Raw genomic sequence first — 15,928 nt, forward strand, 5'->3', positions numbered from 1 at the left:
GATTGATGATGACGATTAAATTGAAACTGGAACTGGCTTCAGGGCAATCGCTGGAGGGTGCGCCGTTGGAGTTGTTGTCCAAGGGTGTGCCCATTGCCCGCGGAAATGTGGATAAGCAGGGGGGTGTGACCTTCGAGGTTAAATCGGCGAAGACTGAATTGGCGGTACGGGTGGATCGTTCAGTTCTGAAAACCGGCTGAGGCGATTGCCCCATCACGAGCAGGCTCGCACCCATTAGTCTTTGGTATTCCACTGATTAGATCCCAAATGGAAGCGAGCCTGCCTTTGAACGCAAATCTCGGGACAAGTAAACACACGACACAAAACACTGACCGTTCGTCTGAACTGTAAATTCTGACAGTAGCACGACATCAACTGCGGTGACTTAATCACCTCAGGAGTTAACGAACCGGCCCCTTAGAACGCTTATAAAAGAGCGTTTATCAAAATGGTTCGACTTATTGTTGAAGGACTTTATTCATGACAGTACAAAAGAACGACTTGGCGCCCCCAAAAGTTAAAAATGTTGAAGAAGGTGTTTTGAGCGTTAGCCAAATTATTGGATCAGTCTCAATAACAGTGGAACCCATCGCAGATGCGAACAAGGGGGATGAATTAGCATTTATTGTAAAAACCTCTACAGGCAAATCCATCGTGTATTCAGTGACTATAGAAATTCCATCAGATGCATACGGATACGGAGCCGAAAAAAACTTCTTCGAAACAGGTTTGGCAGAAGGCGCCAGTGTTGAAGTGCAATACACTGTGACAAGAGATGGGGGAGTGAGACACTCCCCTAAGGTGAAATTTAGGCTCGTACAATAAGAGACGCGGACAGTTCTGTTAATCAGATTACTGTCCGCTATGGCCACTGAGATCTTCTACAGCGCACGCACCACCTGATTAACCCGGCGCTTTGGAATATTGCGACTTATACAAAACTCAGCTATCGGCGATAAAAAGCATTAACGCTGCGCCTCAGCCTCTTCATGAGCATGGCGCAGCCGCTCCCGACTGTTCGTCAAATGCAAACGCATTGCCGCCCGCGCCGCATCCGAATCCTGGCGCGCAATCGCGTCGTAAATCTCTTCGTGTTCGCGGCTCAGGCGACTCATGCGCTGTTGATCGTCATGGGCTACGCGCGCGCTCCAGTGCGTAACGACCCCTGGTCGCAACTGTCATTTCTGACAGTAGCCAACATTAAAAGCATCTGATGAACTGATGTCGCGGATAAGTTATCGCAAAATTACTTTTTATATATGGAGATTCGCCATGAGCACTGTCGAACTAACAAAAGTGGAAAAACCTGTAAAATCGCCAGTATCACCAGAATTAGCCGCGCCCACCGCCCCTGGAACAGATGGAACTACCCTTTACATAAAGGACTTCGGAGAAATCCATCAATTTAGGTTTAATTTCGCCGTTCAATATACAGGTCAAACTGGCGGGCAAGAATGCATGTTCTTTATAAAATTTCAAGATGAGGGCGGTTACGAAATGCTCTGGCGAGGCGAATTTTCTATTACAGGCATGGAACAGCACATCAAAAAAATCACCACGTCTATATTCGATACCATTGTTAACAAAAGTACGGCTGAGTTTTGGTATGAGGTAGAAATTGACGGGATCAAAAAAGAATCACACCCCCTTCGTCTCATCGTGGTGCGTTAGCAAAAGCGCTACAAAAAAACTGGGTCCCACCAACCGCAACTCTCAGCGCTGCGCCTCAGCCTCTTCATGCGCGTGGCGCAGCCGCTCCCGACTGTTCGTCAAATGCAAACGCATTGCCGCCCGCGCCGCATCCGAATCCTGGCGCGCAATCGCGTCGTAAATCTCTTCGTGTTCGCGGCTCAGGCGACTCATGTAGTGCTGCTGATCATCATGGGCCAGGCGCGCGGAGTTCAGGCGGGTGCGCGGAATGATGCTGGTGCCCAGGTGGGTCATGATGTCGGTGAAGTAGCGGTTACCAGTCGACAGGGCGATTTGCAGGTGGAACTGGAAGTCGGACGCCACGGCATCACTGGCGTGGGCGGCGCTTTCATTCAAGGCGTCCAGCGCGGCGCGCATCAAGGCCAACTGTTCCGGGCTGCGGCGCTGTGCAGCGAGGCCGGCGGACTCCACTTCGAGGCTGATGCGCAGTTCCAGAATCGCCAATACGTCACGCAGGGTGACCACGGTCGCCGGGTCGATGCGAAAACCGCTCGGGCTCGGGGTGTCGAGCACGAAGGTGCCGATGCCGTGACGGGTTTCCACCTGGCCAGCGGCCTGCAAACGTGAAATTGCTTCGCGAACCACGGTTCGGCTGACGCCATGGGCATCCATGATCGCCGACTCGGTGGGCAATTTGTCGCCACGTTTGAGGTGGCCGTCGCGGATCTGCTCGGACAGCACCGTCACCAATTCCTGTGCGAGGCTGCGGCGCTTGCGAGGGAGGCGTGGTGCGTCGATCGGGTTTTCCATGGTGAACGTCTGTCTCGAAAATTGCGGCTGAAACCGCATCATAGCTCAACGCGGTTGTACGATCACCACCACCCACTTTTGTAAGAGCAACTGTGGCGCGGGGATTTATTCCGTTGGATGGCGCAGCCATCCCAAAACCCACAGCCTCGGTGCATCAGGTATGCCGAGTGCAGTGGTTTTACGACGGCTGCGACGCCGAACGGGGATAAATCCCCTCGCCACAAAAGCTCGTTCCCACACGGATTGTGGTGTTATGCGATCACGGTCTGGTCCACCAGATGACCATTTTCAATGCGCACATGCCGTGGGTGGAAACGCTTCAGACTGCTGCGATGCCCGACGCTGACGATGCTCAACCCCGGTATTTCATCGATCAAGGCCTGATACAGCGACGCCTCATCCTCTTCGTCCATCGCCGACGTCGCCTCGTCCATGTACAACCACTGTGGTGCATAGAGCAGCGCACGAGCGAAGGCCAGCCGTTGCTGTTCACCCGGCGACAGCATGCGCTGCCAGTGATTGGCCTCGTCCAGGCGCGCAACGAGGTGCGGCAAGCGGCAAGTTTCCAGCACATGCACATACCGTTCGTGCGGATAAGTCCCGCCGGCCTGTGGATAACTCAGTGCCTCGCGCAACGTGCCAATCGGCAGATACGGCTTTTGTGGCAGGAACAGGTAACGCGCCGTCGGCAGACGAATGCTGCCATGACCCGCCGGCCACAGGTGCCCCATCGCCCGCAGCAAGGTCGACTTGCCGCTGCCGGAACGACCGCTGAGCATGACGCGCTCGCCCTCCTCCACGGTCATGTCGGCGTTGGTCAGCAAGTGACGACCGTCGGCCAGATCGAGGCCCAGGTTGTGCACCTTCAAGGCTGCACCCGAATTCTGCACATCAATCGCCGGCGCTCGCTCTTCGTTGTCGGTCATCGCCTGGCGGAAACTCAGCAGACGATCACAGGTGGCTCGCCAAGCGGCCAAGTCCTGGTAGGCGCTGATGAACCAGCTGAAGTTCTCCTGCACGTTGCCGAACGCGGAGTTGATTTGCATCAGCTCGCCAAGCTCGATCTTGCCGGCGAAGTAACGCGGCGCGGCGACCATAAACGGGAAAATGATTGCGATCTGGCCATAACCGGAGGTGAAGAAGGTCAGGCGCTTGGACACTTTCATGATGTCCCAGAAGTTATGCCAGACCAGCCCGAAGCGCCCGCTCAGACGGCGGTTTTCATTGGGTTCGCCGTTGTACAGCGCGATGCTTTCCGCGTTCTCGCGAACCCGCACCATGGAAAAACGCAGGTCAGCTTCGAAGCGTTGTTGATTGTTGTTGAGGCCAATCAAACGACGGCCAATCAAGTGCGTCAGCCAGCTGCCGACGGCGGCATAAACCAGAGCGCACCAGAACATGTAGCCGGGGATGGTGAAACCGAACACTTCGATGCTGCCCGACACACCCCACAGAATGATCGAAAACGACACCAGACTGACGACGTTGCGGATCAGGCCCAGCCCCAGGCCCAGCGTATTGGAGGTGAAGCTATTGAGGTCTTCGGAAATCCGCTGGTCAGGGTTATCGGTGTAACCGCCCTGCTCCAGTTGGTAGTAGTTTTTATGACCGAGCCAACGGGCGAAGTGCTGCTCGGTGAGCCAGGCCCGCCAGCGAATCGTCAGCATCTGCGTCAGGTAGAGCCGATACACCGCACCGAGAATCGCCACCGCCGCGATCCCGCAGAAGTACAGAATCAGTTGCCAGAAAGCCGCTTCGTCCTTCTTTTGCAGGGCGTTGTAAAAATCCTTGTACCAACTGTTGACCCACACCGAAATCGCCACGCTGAACAGTGACAGCGCAATCACGGCGATCAGCAATGTCCAGGCCTTGCCCTTCTCTTCGCTGCGCCAATACGGCGTGGTCATCGCCCAGACTTTGCGAAAAAACTGCCCGCGCACAGCATCGTTGACCGCGGAATACTCAGCGTTCTGATTCATGGAAAAGGCTCGATAAAGAAAAGAACACACCCGAACCGATCATAGATGATCGGTTCGGGTTATCGCGAGGGCTGGCGTTAATCGTTCAGCGTCCGTTCAGCGGCGGACCGGACGCTTTTGCAGTTTGCGCTGCAGCGTGCGGCGGTGCATGCCCAAGGCGCGGGCAGTGGCGGAGATGTTGCCTTCGTGTTCGGTCAGTACGCGCTGGATGTGCTCCCATTGCAGGCGGTCCACCGACATCGGGTTTTCTGGCACCAGGGTGTCGAGGTCAGCATGCTCGGAAAGCAGCGCGGCCAGCACGTCGTCAGCGTCAGCCGGCTTGCAAAGATAGTTGCAAGCGCCGCGCTTGATGGCCTCGACGGCGGTGGCAATGCTCGAGTAGCCGGTGAGGATCACCACGCGCATTTCCGGGTCAAGTTCGAGCAGTTTGGGCAGCAACACCAGGCCTGAGTCGCCGTCCATTTTCAGGTCCAGCGCGGCGTAATCCGGGATGTCGGCCTGGGCGATGGTCAGCCCTTCTTCGGCGGAACCGGCGGTGCTAACGCGAAAACCACGGCGGGCCATGGCGCGGGCCATCACACGGGTAAAGGTTGCGTCGTCGTCTACCAGCAGCAAATGCGGCAGTTCTTCGCCTTCAACTTGGATCTCGTCACTCATGTTCGTCTCCTCGGGCGACACGGGGCAGGCGCAGCTCGGTGAGCGTGCCGCCTTCCTCATGACTGTAGAGTTTCACTGAGCCGCCGGCGCGTGTCACGCTGGCCTTGCTCAAAAACAGGCCGAGGCCGAAACCTTTGCCCTTGGTGGTAAAAAACGGCTTGCCAATCTGTTCGGCAATGGCCAGCGGCACGCCGGCGCCATGGTCGCGAATGCTGATGGTCAGGTCCTCGGCATTCCAGTCCAGCGTCACTTGCAGCCCTTCGGGGCACGCATCGGCGGCGTTGTTGAGCAAATTCAGCAAGGCTTGCGTCAGGTCTGGCGGCGGTGCCATGCGTGGCACCGTGCCCTGGCCCAGCCGTTGGAAACGGTAACTGGCTTCCGGGCGCATCAAGTGCCAGCGGTTCAGCGCTTCGTCGAGCCAGTCGGTGACGTCCTGCATTTCCACCGCCAGGCGTCGATTTGCCTCGGCGGCGCGCACCAGTTGCTGCAAGGTCTCTTTGCAGAGTTTGACCTGATCTTGCAACACGCTTAAATCATCCTGCAACAGCGGGTCGGGATGGTCCTGGCGCATTTCCTTGAGCAACACGCTCATGGTGGCCAACGGCGTGCCCAACTCATGGGCGGCGCCGGCCGCCTGGGTCGCGACGGCCAGCAATTGCTGGTCGCGCAGGCCTTCTTCACGACGGATGGCGCGCAGTTCTTCCTGGCGGCGCAGCTCTTCGGCCATGCGCGCGGCAAAGAAGGTAATGACGGCGGCGGCAAGGGCGAAACTCAGCCACATGCCGTAGATCTGCAGGTTTTCCCGGGCGATGGGGAAGGTTTCCAGCGGATAGAACCGTGCCAGCAACAACGTATAAAGCGCCAGCGCGATACCGGACAGAATCACCGAATAGCGCCACGGCAACGTCACGGCGGCGATGGTCAGCGGCACCAGGTAATAGGAAACGAACGGGTTGGTCGAACCGCCGGAGAAATACAGCAAGGCACTGTGGATAAACAGATCACAGGCCAGTTGCAGGGCATATTCCAGCTCGGTGACCGGCCACGAGGTGCGCAGGCGAACCGCCGTGAACGCGCACAGCAGCGTCGAACAGCCGAGGGTCATCGCCAGTTGCACCCACGGCAACGGCAGCAGATCGAACCAGTAGGCCAGGCCTACGGAACCAGCCTGAGCGGCGAGTACCAAGGTGCGGATGAAGGTCAGCCGCCAAAGGTTTTGGCGAGTGGCGGAAGTGATTTGAACGGGGGCGAGCATGAGCTCTCCTGATGAGCGCTCCAGGCGGATCGCACGGAGTATAACCAAGCACGGGGGCTGGCAGGCAAAAGTGCGGCAAACAGCCACATGGCAGGAAGTCCTGCTGCGTCTATAAGGACGCCTTCGCGGGCAAGCCTCGCTCCTACAGGAATGTGTCGTTCAAAGGATTGGCGTACGACACATTCCTGTAGGAGCGAGGCTTGCCCGCGAATGGCCTCGACACGGTCTCCCCCATTCCATCTGTATGGAAGTTGTAACTGTGCGAACCGGATCAATAAAGTTAGAGTCTGATGGTTTCACGCAGGCTCGGACCTTAACCCCTGCGCACCTCCAAGGAGTTTTCATGCACAGTTTCCGCCGCAGCGCCGCCCTTCTTGCCCTTAGCGTTGGCACCGTCGCCAGCCTCCCGGCCCTGGCCGCCGACGAACTTCATTACAACCAGATCGCCCTGCGTGCCGAAGTCAGCCAGGAAGTGGCCCGCGATCAGATGATCGTGACCCTCTACACCGAAGAACAGAACACCGACCCGGCCAAACTCGCCGCCGACGTCAGCACCACCATGAACAAAGCGCTGGCCCAGGCCAAACAAGTCAAGGAAGTCACCCTGCGCCAGGGCAGCCGCAACAGCTACCCGATCTACGACACCAAGGGCCAGAAAATCACCGGCTGGCGTGAACGCGCCGAACTGCGCATGGAAAGCTCCGACTTCGCCGCACTGTCGAAGCTGACCGGCGAACTGCTGACCGACCTGAAAATGGGTGGCATGGACTTCGCCATCGCCACGCCAACGCGCAAGGCCAGCGAAGATGCGCTGCTTAAAGAAGCTGTCACCGCCTTCAAGGCCCGCGCGCAGCTGGCAACCGATGCGTTGGGTGGCAAGGGTTACAAAATCGTCAGCCTGAACCTGAACAGCAACGGTTATCCACAGCCGTACATGCGTGGGCCGATGATGATGAAAGCGGCCGGCATGGATGGCGCTCCGGTGACGCCAGAGGTTGAGGCCGGCACCAGCCAGGTGAGCATGACGGCGGATGGCGCGATTGAAGTGTTGATGCCTTGATTCGATAACCCGTACACAGAAACGGCGGTCACTGAAGTGATCGCCGTTTTTTGTTGCCTGGCGGAAAGCCGGCAGGTTTGTCTGATGATTTTGTGGTGATTGATCCACCGTCATCGCGAGCAGGCTCACTCCCACATGGGATCAGAGTCGTACACAAAACCCATGTACACACTCGCCCCCAGTGGGAGCGAGTGTGCTCGCGAAGAACGATAACGCGGTCTACGCCGGATCGACGTTATCCAGCGCCCGATTCACTGCCAACTCCGCCAGCATGATGATCTGCTGAATCGCCAACACCGTATTGCGCTGCGGGCCGATCAGGTTTGCTGCGAAATCACTGGCCATGACACTGGCGGACGCCAATGACTCGCAAGCTTGTGCCAGGAGACTTTCGCTGTCCATGTCCGGGGCGACCATGAACATGGTGCTGGGACGGCGGGGTTTGGGGGCGTATTGATCGGGGGGATCGAGGTAATAATCGAGGGCGCGCTTTATGGCTTCGTGATCCTTGAGGAGCGTTTCGGCTTCGGTGGCTTCGGCAGTGGGGGTTGTGGGGTTGAAGGGTGGATCGGGGATTAACTTATCCATGGAAAAACTCCTACTTAAAATGGGAGCCATCCATCGTCGTTTCCACACGACAAATAGGTGGCGGCTGCACGCAGGGTGGAAATACCGGTTAGTAGGACCCGGCCAGACCGAAGTCTGCCCACGCACAGCCGCCATGACGCAGTTTGCAGACGAACGAAGACGTCGGCAATAAATACGATGGTCCAGCTATGCGGCTACTAAGGGATCCAGGTTTCCACGCCCGGTCGCTGAAATTGCAGCGACGACCAAAGGTTAGAAGGACTGCTTCCTACCCGGCAACCTGAAAAATGCGTGGGAAATCGCTGTGTTTTTTACACATCTTTCAACACACAAAAATGAAACGCGGAGCCTCCCGGGCGGCATTCCCACGCGGAGCATGGGAACGATCAATCGGGAGCAACAGAAAGAGACAGGTCGGCTGTCAGGCCGCCTTCGCGGGCAAGCCTCGCTCCTACAGAGGACCGGGGTCATCTGGAAGCAAGGATCGGCAAACAGGCTCGTCGCCAACACTTGACCTATGCATATCCGTCATAAAAAGCTCAGGGATAAGACGCTCAACACGTGGAAAACAGCCAATAGTGCTACCGCAAGCAGCAGACAGGTTGCACCCTCGGTACTACCCACCACTCCGACGTAGCCTCCATCACCTCCCGGATCCAAATCATCCCCACAGATGTCCACTGCCAGACAGTAACGCAACAATCTGCCCCCACAGACACAACAACCCTTTAAACAACAAACACCTACCCACCCAACTACAACTCAATCTCATTCACGCCCACACCTCTCATCCACGCCTCTCAAAGATGGGTATAAATAAGTAACACCTCGCTCCAACCGGGTGCGAAAGTCTTGCCGATTGCCCCGTCGCGGTGCGCCAGATGCACCGAAAAAACCCTGCGCAAACGGTCAAATGCGCATGAATTTATACATATGCGACATTAAGGTACGTTCGTGCCACCGTTTAACGCCTGTGGTCGCTCCGGATCTTGCAATGGGTATGGCCCCTGCATAAGTATCCGCAGGCACGGCTCACGAGGTCGTCCTCTAATTCCAAAAATGACAACAAATCATGAGGCCAACATGCTTAAACACGCGGTCATTCCGTTTTTAGTCGGCGCAGGCTTGTTAGCCTCCGCACCTTTCGCATCCGCTGCGACTAACCTGGTGTTCTGCTCCGAAGGCAGCCCGGCCGGTTTCGACCCAGGCCAGTACACCACCGGAACCGACTTCGACGCCTCTGCAGAAACCATGTTCAACCGCCTGACCCAGTTCGAGCGCGGCGGCACCGCCGTGATTCCTGGTCTGGCAACCAAGTGGGACATCTCCGATGATGGCCTGACTTACACCTTCCACCTGCGTGAAGGCGTGAAGTTCCACACCACCCCGTATTTCAAGCCGACTCGTGAGTTCAACGCCGACGACGTGCTGTTCACCTTCAATCGGATGATTGACAAGAACGACCCGTTCCGCAAAGCGTACCCGACCGAATTCCCGTACTTCACCGACATGGGGATGGATACCAACATCACCAAGATCGATAAAGTCGACGACCACACCGTCAAGTTCACCCTTAAAGAAGTTGATGCCGCGTTCATCCAGAACATGGCCATGAGCTTCGCCTCCGTCCAGTCCGCCGAGTACGCTGCCCAGCTGCTCAAGGAAGGCAAGGCCGCCGACATCAACCAGAAGCCGGTCGGCACCGGTCCGTTCGTATTCAAGAGCTACCAGAAAGATTCCAACATCCGCTACACCGGGAACAAGGACTACTGGAAGCCTGACGACGTCAAGATCGACAACCTGATCTTCGCCATCACCACCGACCCGTCGGTGCGTATTCAGAAGCTGAAGAAGAACGAGTGCCAGATCACTCTGTTCCCACGTCCGGCCGACCTGAAGGCGCTGCAAGAAGACAAGACCTTGAAGGTGCCTAACCAGGCTGGTTTCAACCTGGGTTACATCGCCTACAACGTGATGGACAAGATCAAGGGCAGCGATCAGCCGAACCCGATGGCTCAGTTGAAAGTGCGTCAGGCACTGGACATGGCTGTCAACAAGCAGCAGATCATCGACTCCGTTTATCAGGGTGCTGGTCAACTGGCCGTCAACGCCATGCCGCCAACCCAGTGGTCTTACGACACCACCATCAAGGATGCGCCGTACAACCCTGAGAAAGCCAAAGAGCTGCTCAAGGAAGCCGGCGTCAAGGAAGGCACCGAGATCAACCTGTGGGCGATGCCGGTACAGCGTCCGTACAACCCGAACGCCAAACTGATGGCTGAAATGCTGCAGTCCGACTGGGCCAAGATCGGTATCAAGGCCAAGATCGTGACCTACGAGTGGGGCGAGTACATCAAGCGCTCCAAAGGCGGCGAAAACGGCGCGATGCTGATTGGCTGGAGCGGCGACAACGGTGACCCGGACAACTGGCTGAACGTGCTGTTCGGCTGCGACTCGCTGCAGGGCAACAACTTCTCCAAGTGGTGCGACAAGAAGTTCGACGGCATCGTCAAAGAGGCCAAGCGCACGACCGATCAGGGCAAGCGCACCGAACTGTACAAACAGGCGCAACACGTCCTCAAAGACGCTGTTCCAATGACACCTATCGCTCACTCGACGGTGTTCCAACCCATGCGCGACAACGTGCAGGACTTCAAGATCAGCCCGTTTGGCTTGAACTCCTTCTACGGCGTCAGCGTCAGCAAATAAGGTTTTGCAACGGCGACGTATTTAACGTCGCCGTTGTTTTATCTGCCGAGAAAGTAGGAAAACGCCTACATCCAATTCCGTCACGGATGACCATCGTGATGTCGGATGCGTTGCCTTTTCCCACAAGTCTTTCGGACTCTACGCATTTACTGCCGGACCCACGGCTCATACCGTCGGGATCTGACCAGTTCATGCGTGGGCTCTCGGTTTTGCTGCATGGCATGGTTTGAACTCAGTGATGCCTCCACGTCCGCGGACGGGACGGCGGTTCATTGAAGACACTTAGAGAACAAGAAAAGGGAGCGTCATGCGCCATACCTTGGTTTTATCCGCATTGCTGGGTACCGGCCTGTTGGCCGCCACTTCCATCAGCCAGGCCGCCAATAACAGCCTGGTGTTCTGCTCCGAAGGCAGCCCGGCTGGCTTCGACACTGCGCAGTACACGACATCGACCGACAACGATGCCGCCGAGCCGTTGTACAACCGATTGGCAGAGTTTGAAAAAGGCGCCACCAACGTCGTACCCGGCCTGGCCACTCGCTGGGATATTTCCGAGGACGGCCTCAAGTACACCTTTCACCTACGCGAAGGTGTGAAATTTCACACGACCAAGTACTTCACGCCGACCCGTGATTTCAACGCCGATGACGTGCTGTTCACGTTCAATCGCATGCTCGATCCGCAGCAACCTTTCCGTAAGGCTTATCCGACCGAGTTCCCGTATTTCAACGGGATGAGCCTGAACAAGAACATCGCCAAGGTCGAGAAGACCGGGCCGCTGACCGTGGTCATGACGCTCAACAGCGTCGACGCCGCGTTCATCCAGAACATCGCCATGAGCTTCGCCGCTATTCTGTCCGCCGAATACGCCGACAAACTGCTGGCCGAAGGCAAGCCGAGCGACATCAACCAGAAGCCGATCGGCACTGGCCCGTTCGCCTTCAAGAGCTACCAGAAAGATTCCAACATCCGCTACACCGGCAACAAGCAGTACTGGGACCCGAGCCGGGTCAAGCTCGACAACCTGATCTTCTCGATCAACACCGACGCGTCGGTGCGGGTGCAGAAGCTCAAGGCCAATGAGTGCCAGATCACATTGAGCCCGCGCCCCGCCGACGTTCCCGCGTTGAAGAACGACCCGGCACTCAAGCTCATCGAGAAGCCCGGCTTCAACCTGGGCTACATCGCCTACAACGTGCGCCACAAGCCTTTCGACCAGCTCGAAGTGCGTCAGGCGCTGGACATGGCGGTGAACAAGCAGGGCATTCTCAACGCCGTTTACCAAGGCGCCGGTCAATTGGCCGTCAACGCCATGCCGCCGACCCAATGGTCCTACGACGACACGATCAAGGACGTTGCCTACAACCCGGAAAAAGCCAAGGAACTGCTCAAGGCTGCCGGCGTGAAAGAAGGCACCGAAATCACCTTGTGGGCGATGCCCGTTCAGCGCCCTTACAACCCGAACGCCAAGTTGATGGCCGAAATGCTCCAGGCTGACTGGGCAAAAATCGGCCTCAAAGTGAAGATCGTCAGCTATGAATGGGGCGAGTACATCAAGCGCACCAAGAATGGCGAACACGACGTCAGCCTGATTGGCTGGACCGGCGACAATGGGGACCCGGACAACTGGCTCGGCACGCTTTACAGCTGCGACGCCATTGGTGGCAACAACTACTCCATGTGGTGCGATCCGGCTTACGACAAGTTCATCAAGCAGGCCAAGGTCGTCACCGACCGCGACCAGCGCACCGTGCTCTACAAACAGGCGCAGCACTACCTCAAGCAACAAGTGCCGATCACGCCTATCGCCCATTCGACGGTTAACCAGCCGTTGAGCGCCAAAATCGAAGGATTCAAGGTGAGTCCATTCGGTCGTAACGTGTTCTCGGGCGTCAGTATCGACCAATAACCGATTAGCCAGAACGCTGGGGGCGCATTGCGCCCTCACGCAAACGTATTGCCGTAATTCGCCAATCCGGCATAAAGCAAACGTTTGCGAAGCCTTGTATGAGTTTTAAACCAAATAGCCGGATCACCAAAAAAGACCGGCATTAAAAAAAAGAAAGTAAGGAGCTTCACCCATGAAACTGAGCAGCACCGCGTTATTGGCCCTGGCCATCAGCAGCGTAACCGCCTCGGCTTACGCAGAAACCCAAAGCCAGGCTTTCACTCCGGTTACCGTGAAAGAGAAAAGCGCCCAAAGCGAAGCCACCGGCTTTGTGGAAGGCCAATCGATCACCGGTTCCACGCGTAACTGGTATGCGAATGAGTCGTTCAAGCGGGGCGCGACGCTCAACTATCGTAAAAATGGTGAGACTCGTACGACTGACCGTCGAATCAACTGGGTTCAAGGCACGATCATCAAGTACAACTCGGGCTTCACCGAGGGTACTGTCGGTTTCAGCACCGAAGTGGCGGCGTACAACGCCATTGCTCTGGACCGCGATCGCAAAGACCTCGCATCCGGTAACGGTGGTGCTCCCGAGCCAGGTCGTGGCGGCCGTGGCAACAACCGTACTTTGACTGAAAATGGCGGTGACGCTGTTGATCAGTGGAGCAAACTGGGCCTGGCCAACGTCAAGGCGCGTTTCTCCAATACCACACTGACTGCCGGTCGCCAGAACTTCAGCAGCCCGCAAGTAGATGTCATCGGCAACCGTCCACTGCCTTCGAGCTTCGAGGGTGTCAGTCTGCACAGCGAAGAGTTGGAAAACCTGACTTTCGACATCGCCACCTTTGACCGTAACTCGCCGCGTACCGAACAGAGCCAGCGCAAATTCCGTTCCGAATACGGCGACGGTACCGCTGAAGCCGATCACGTCAACACCGCCGGTATCACCTACACGCCGTTCGCCAGCCTGACCACCAGCCTGTGGGGCACCCAGGCCGAAGACCTGTGGAACCAGTACTACTTCGGCGCCACCCACGTTCTGGGTGACAGCTCGGTACTGAGCCTGACCACCGGCCTGAATTACTACAAAACCGTCGACGAAGGCAAAAAGCTGCTGGGCGAAATCGACAACGACACCTACTCCCTGTCGTTGGGCCTGACTCACCAGGCCCACAGCCTGACCTTCTCGTACCAGGAAGTGAACGGTAACGAGTACTTCGACTACCTGCACGAAACCAACGGCATCTACCTGGCCAACTCCCTGCTGTCGGACTTCAACGGCCCGAACGAGAAATCCTTCCAGATCGCCTACGGCCTGAACATGGCTGAATACGGCATTCCAGGCCTGAAGTTCAACATCTACCAGGCTCGCGGCTGGGGCATCGACGGTACTCACTATGCCGGCGGCGGTTACGACGGCGTGCAGTCGATGGACGGCGAAACCCACTATGAATACGGCATTGGTACTTCGTACGCCGTACAGAGCGGCCCGCTCAAGGCCACGGCTATCCGCGCGACCTACACCGCTCACCGCGCCAGTGATAACCAGGCGGATGGCAGCCTCAACGAGTTCCGTCTCGTGACCACCATCCCGTTCAACATTCTGTAATACACCTGCCGAACGGCTGATTCAGTGACGAATCGGCCGTTCGGCTTTTGTCCTTTAACCGATTGCAGAGGGTTCTTGATGAAAATGCTTCCCCTACGTGCGGCCATTGCAGCCGCGTTGCTGAGTGTCGCTGTTGGCGTCTCGGCCAAACCCCTGGTGGTCTGCACCGAAGCCAGTCCGGAAGGCTTCGACATGGTCCAGTACACGACTGCAGTCACAGCCGATGCGGTGGCCGAAACCATCTTCAATCGTCTGGCCGACTTCAAGCCCGGCACCACTGAAGTGATTCCGGCACTGGCCGACTCCTGGGAGATCAGCGAGGACGGTCTGACCTACACGTTCCACCTGCGTAAAGGCGTCAAGTTTCACACCACCGAATACTTCAAGCCGACCCGCGACATGAACGCCGACGACGTAGTCTGGAGTTTCCAGCGTCAGCTGGACCCGAACCACCCATGGCACAAACTGTCGAGCGTGGGCTTCCCGTACTTTGAAAGCATGGGCTTCAAGGAACTGCTGAAAAGCGTCGAGAAAGTTGACGACAACACCGTCAAATTCACCCTGACCCGTCGCGAAGCGCCGTTCCTGGCGGACGTCGCCATGGCCTTCTCCTCGATCTACTCAGCTGAGTACGCCGACCAGTTGCTCAAGGCCAACAAGACCGGCGACCTGAACAACAAACCGGTCGGCACCGGCCCGTTCGTGTTCCAGCGCTACAACAAAGATGCGCAGGTTCGCTTCAAGGCCAACCCGGACTACTTCCGTGGCAAGCCACCGGCTGATGCGCTGATCCTGGCCATCGCCACCGATAACAACGTGCGCCTGCAAAAGCTCAAGGCCAACGAGTGCCAGGTCGCGCTGTATCCGAAACCGGATGACATCCCGAGCATCAAGAAAGACACCAACCTGAAGGTTGATGAGATGAACGCGATGACCGTTTCCTACATCGCCATGAACACCTCGCACAAATACATGAGCGATGTGCGTGTGCGTAAGGCCATCGACATCGCGTTCGACAAGGCGGCTTATGTCAACGCGCTGTTCGGCAAAGGCAACGCAACAGTGGCGGTCAACCCGTACCCGGACACCCTGCTGGGTTACAACCACGAGCTGAAAAACCCGCCACGTGATCTGGACAAGGCTCGTGCCCTGCTCAAGGAAGCGGGCGTGCCGGAGGGCACTGTTTTCACGCTGTTCACCCGTAACGGCGGCGGGCCGACCAACCCGAACCCGATGCTCGGTGCGCAGATGATGCAGGCTGACCTGGCCCAGGTCGGGATCAAGGTCGACATTCGCGTCATGGAATGGGGCGAAATGCTCAAACGCGCCAAAAACGGCGAGCACGACATGGTTTCCGCCGGATGGGCGGGCGACAACGGCGACCCGGACAACTTCCTGACGCCTAATCTGAGTTGCGAAGCCGCCAAGAACGGCGAAAACTACGCGCGCTGGTGCAATGAGAAATTCCAGACCCTGATTGACCAGGCACGGGCTAAAGTGAACCCGGCGGAACGTGCAGCGCTCTACGAGCAAGCCCAGGAGGTTTTCAATCAGGACCAGCCATGGATCAACATGGCGCACACCCGTATGTTTACCGCAATGCGCAACAACGTAGAGGGCTATCACATTAGCCCCCTCACCACTAATAACTTCGCCACCACCCAGGTGAAGTAGATAAGAAACTACCGGCATTCCTGACCCAGGAATGCCGGGCACGCCT

13 protein-coding genes and 1 pseudogene are annotated in these 15,928 nt (G+C 57.1%); 8 read left to right on the forward strand and 6 right to left on the reverse strand.

The annotated features are described in order from the left end of the window. Positions 1–8: 8 nt before the first annotated feature. Both AB4N91_RS22450 and AB4N91_RS22455 read left to right on the forward strand, forming a co-directional pair. Positions 9–200: a hypothetical protein gene (locus tag AB4N91_RS22450; RefSeq protein WP_077747411.1), complete on the forward strand. Its 192-nt coding sequence runs from the start codon at positions 9–11 to the stop codon at positions 198–200. A gap of 280 nt (positions 201–480) precedes the next feature. Continuing rightward, entirely contained in the window at positions 481–825 is a 345-nt protein-coding gene (locus tag AB4N91_RS22455; RefSeq protein WP_077747410.1) for a hypothetical protein, read from the forward strand. A 140-nt stretch (positions 826–965) separates the two neighbouring features. Here the strand turns inward: AB4N91_RS22455 and AB4N91_RS22460 are convergent. Continuing rightward, positions 966–1,148 (reverse strand): annotated as a pseudogene (locus tag AB4N91_RS22460) (FCD domain-containing protein); the annotation flags it as partial. 124 nt (positions 1,149–1,272) lie between these two features. Between AB4N91_RS22460 and AB4N91_RS22465 the strand changes: the two are divergent. After that, complete coding sequence (locus AB4N91_RS22465) at positions 1,273–1,671, forward strand: hypothetical protein (protein ID WP_077747409.1); 399 nt, start codon at positions 1,273–1,275, stop codon at positions 1,669–1,671. 42 nt (positions 1,672–1,713) lie between these two features. Here AB4N91_RS22465 and AB4N91_RS22470 read toward each other — a convergent pair whose 3' ends face one another. The 4 genes from AB4N91_RS22470 to AB4N91_RS22485 form a co-directional block, all read right to left on the reverse strand. Then, positions 1,714–2,460, reverse strand: coding sequence for a FadR/GntR family transcriptional regulator (locus AB4N91_RS22470; protein ID WP_010463396.1), 747 nt, complete (start codon positions 2,458–2,460; stop codon positions 1,714–1,716). 251 nt (positions 2,461–2,711) lie between these two features. Continuing rightward, on the reverse strand, positions 2,712–4,439 hold the full coding sequence (locus AB4N91_RS22475) for an ABC transporter ATP-binding protein/permease (RefSeq protein WP_083375029.1): 1,728 nt from the start codon (positions 4,437–4,439) through the stop codon (positions 2,712–2,714). A gap of 96 nt (positions 4,440–4,535) precedes the next feature. Further along, the gene (locus AB4N91_RS22480) at positions 4,536–5,096 is read right to left on the reverse strand and encodes a response regulator transcription factor (protein WP_007901386.1); all 561 of its coding nucleotides are present in this window, start codon (positions 5,094–5,096) and stop codon (positions 4,536–4,538) included. After that, the gene (locus AB4N91_RS22485) at positions 5,089–6,351 is read right to left on the reverse strand and encodes an ATP-binding protein (RefSeq protein ID WP_010463401.1); all 1,263 of its coding nucleotides are present in this window, start codon (positions 6,349–6,351) and stop codon (positions 5,089–5,091) included. The genes AB4N91_RS22480 and AB4N91_RS22485 overlap by 8 nt, the downstream gene beginning before the upstream one ends. Before the next feature lie 343 nt (positions 6,352–6,694). Between AB4N91_RS22485 and AB4N91_RS22490 the strand changes: the two genes are divergently transcribed. Then, complete coding sequence (locus tag AB4N91_RS22490) at positions 6,695–7,411, forward strand: SIMPL domain-containing protein (RefSeq protein WP_010463403.1); 717 nt, start codon at positions 6,695–6,697, stop codon at positions 7,409–7,411. Between the two features lie 219 nt (positions 7,412–7,630). Here AB4N91_RS22490 and AB4N91_RS22495 read toward each other — a convergent pair whose 3' ends face one another. Next, positions 7,631–7,999 carry a DUF6124 family protein gene (locus tag AB4N91_RS22495; protein WP_460111785.1) on the reverse strand — a complete coding sequence of 123 codons (369 nt, stop codon included), beginning with the start codon at positions 7,997–7,999 and terminating at the stop codon, positions 7,631–7,633. Between the two features lie 1,083 nt (positions 8,000–9,082). On the opposite strand from AB4N91_RS22495, the gene AB4N91_RS22500 reads away from it, so the two are divergent. The 4 genes from AB4N91_RS22500 to AB4N91_RS22515 all read left to right on the forward strand — a co-directional run bounded on the left by AB4N91_RS22500 (position 9,083) and on the right by AB4N91_RS22515 (position 15,882). Beyond that, complete coding sequence (locus AB4N91_RS22500) at positions 9,083–10,708, forward strand: ABC transporter substrate-binding protein (protein ID WP_083375031.1); 1,626 nt, start codon at positions 9,083–9,085, stop codon at positions 10,706–10,708. A 307-nt stretch (positions 10,709–11,015) separates the two neighbouring features. Then, positions 11,016–12,617: an ABC transporter substrate-binding protein gene (locus AB4N91_RS22505; RefSeq protein WP_010463409.1), complete on the forward strand. Its 1,602-nt coding sequence runs from the start codon at positions 11,016–11,018 to the stop codon at positions 12,615–12,617. Positions 12,618–12,789: 172 nt separating this feature from the next. Next, a complete protein-coding gene (locus AB4N91_RS22510) occupies positions 12,790–14,208 on the forward strand; it encodes an OprD family porin (protein WP_010463411.1) in 1,419 nt (472 codons plus the stop codon). A 78-nt stretch (positions 14,209–14,286) separates the two neighbouring features. Then, the gene (locus AB4N91_RS22515; RefSeq protein ID WP_077747406.1) at positions 14,287–15,882 is read left to right on the forward strand and encodes an ABC transporter substrate-binding protein; all 1,596 of its coding nucleotides are present in this window, start codon (positions 14,287–14,289) and stop codon (positions 15,880–15,882) included. Positions 15,883–15,928: the final 46 nt, after the last annotated feature.

The sequence above is a fragment of the Pseudomonas sp. H3_D04 genome (assembly GCF_054669175.1).

Excerpts from the sequence above, each read along its gene's own strand:
- AB4N91_RS22490 (WP_010463403.1), top strand. The coding sequence starts at position 6,695 with ATGCACAGTTTCCGCCGCAGCGCCGCCCTTCTTGCCCTTAGCGTTGGC.
- AB4N91_RS22485 (WP_010463401.1), bottom strand. The coding sequence starts at position 6,351 with ATGCTCGCCCCCGTTCAAATCACTTCCGCCACTCGCCAAAACCTTTGG.
- AB4N91_RS22465 (WP_077747409.1), top strand. The coding sequence starts at position 1,273 with ATGAGCACTGTCGAACTAACAAAAGTGGAAAAACCTGTAAAATCGCCA.
- AB4N91_RS22495 (WP_460111785.1), bottom strand. The coding sequence starts at position 7,999 with ATGGATAAGTTAATCCCCGATCCACCCTTCAACCCCACAACCCCCACT.
- AB4N91_RS22450 (WP_077747411.1), top strand. The coding sequence starts at position 9 with ATGACGATTAAATTGAAACTGGAACTGGCTTCAGGGCAATCGCTGGAG.
- AB4N91_RS22505 (WP_010463409.1), top strand. The coding sequence starts at position 11,016 with ATGCGCCATACCTTGGTTTTATCCGCATTGCTGGGTACCGGCCTGTTG.
- AB4N91_RS22470 (WP_010463396.1), bottom strand. The coding sequence starts at position 2,460 with ATGGAAAACCCGATCGACGCACCACGCCTCCCTCGCAAGCGCCGCAGC.
- AB4N91_RS22510 (WP_010463411.1), top strand. The coding sequence starts at position 12,790 with ATGAAACTGAGCAGCACCGCGTTATTGGCCCTGGCCATCAGCAGCGTA.
- AB4N91_RS22515 (WP_077747406.1), top strand. The coding sequence starts at position 14,287 with ATGAAAATGCTTCCCCTACGTGCGGCCATTGCAGCCGCGTTGCTGAGT.
- AB4N91_RS22475 (WP_083375029.1), bottom strand. The coding sequence starts at position 4,439 with ATGAATCAGAACGCTGAGTATTCCGCGGTCAACGATGCTGTGCGCGGG.
- AB4N91_RS22500 (WP_083375031.1), top strand. The coding sequence starts at position 9,083 with ATGCTTAAACACGCGGTCATTCCGTTTTTAGTCGGCGCAGGCTTGTTA.
- AB4N91_RS22480 (WP_007901386.1), bottom strand. The coding sequence starts at position 5,096 with ATGAGTGACGAGATCCAAGTTGAAGGCGAAGAACTGCCGCATTTGCTG.
- AB4N91_RS22455 (WP_077747410.1), top strand. The coding sequence starts at position 481 with ATGACAGTACAAAAGAACGACTTGGCGCCCCCAAAAGTTAAAAATGTT.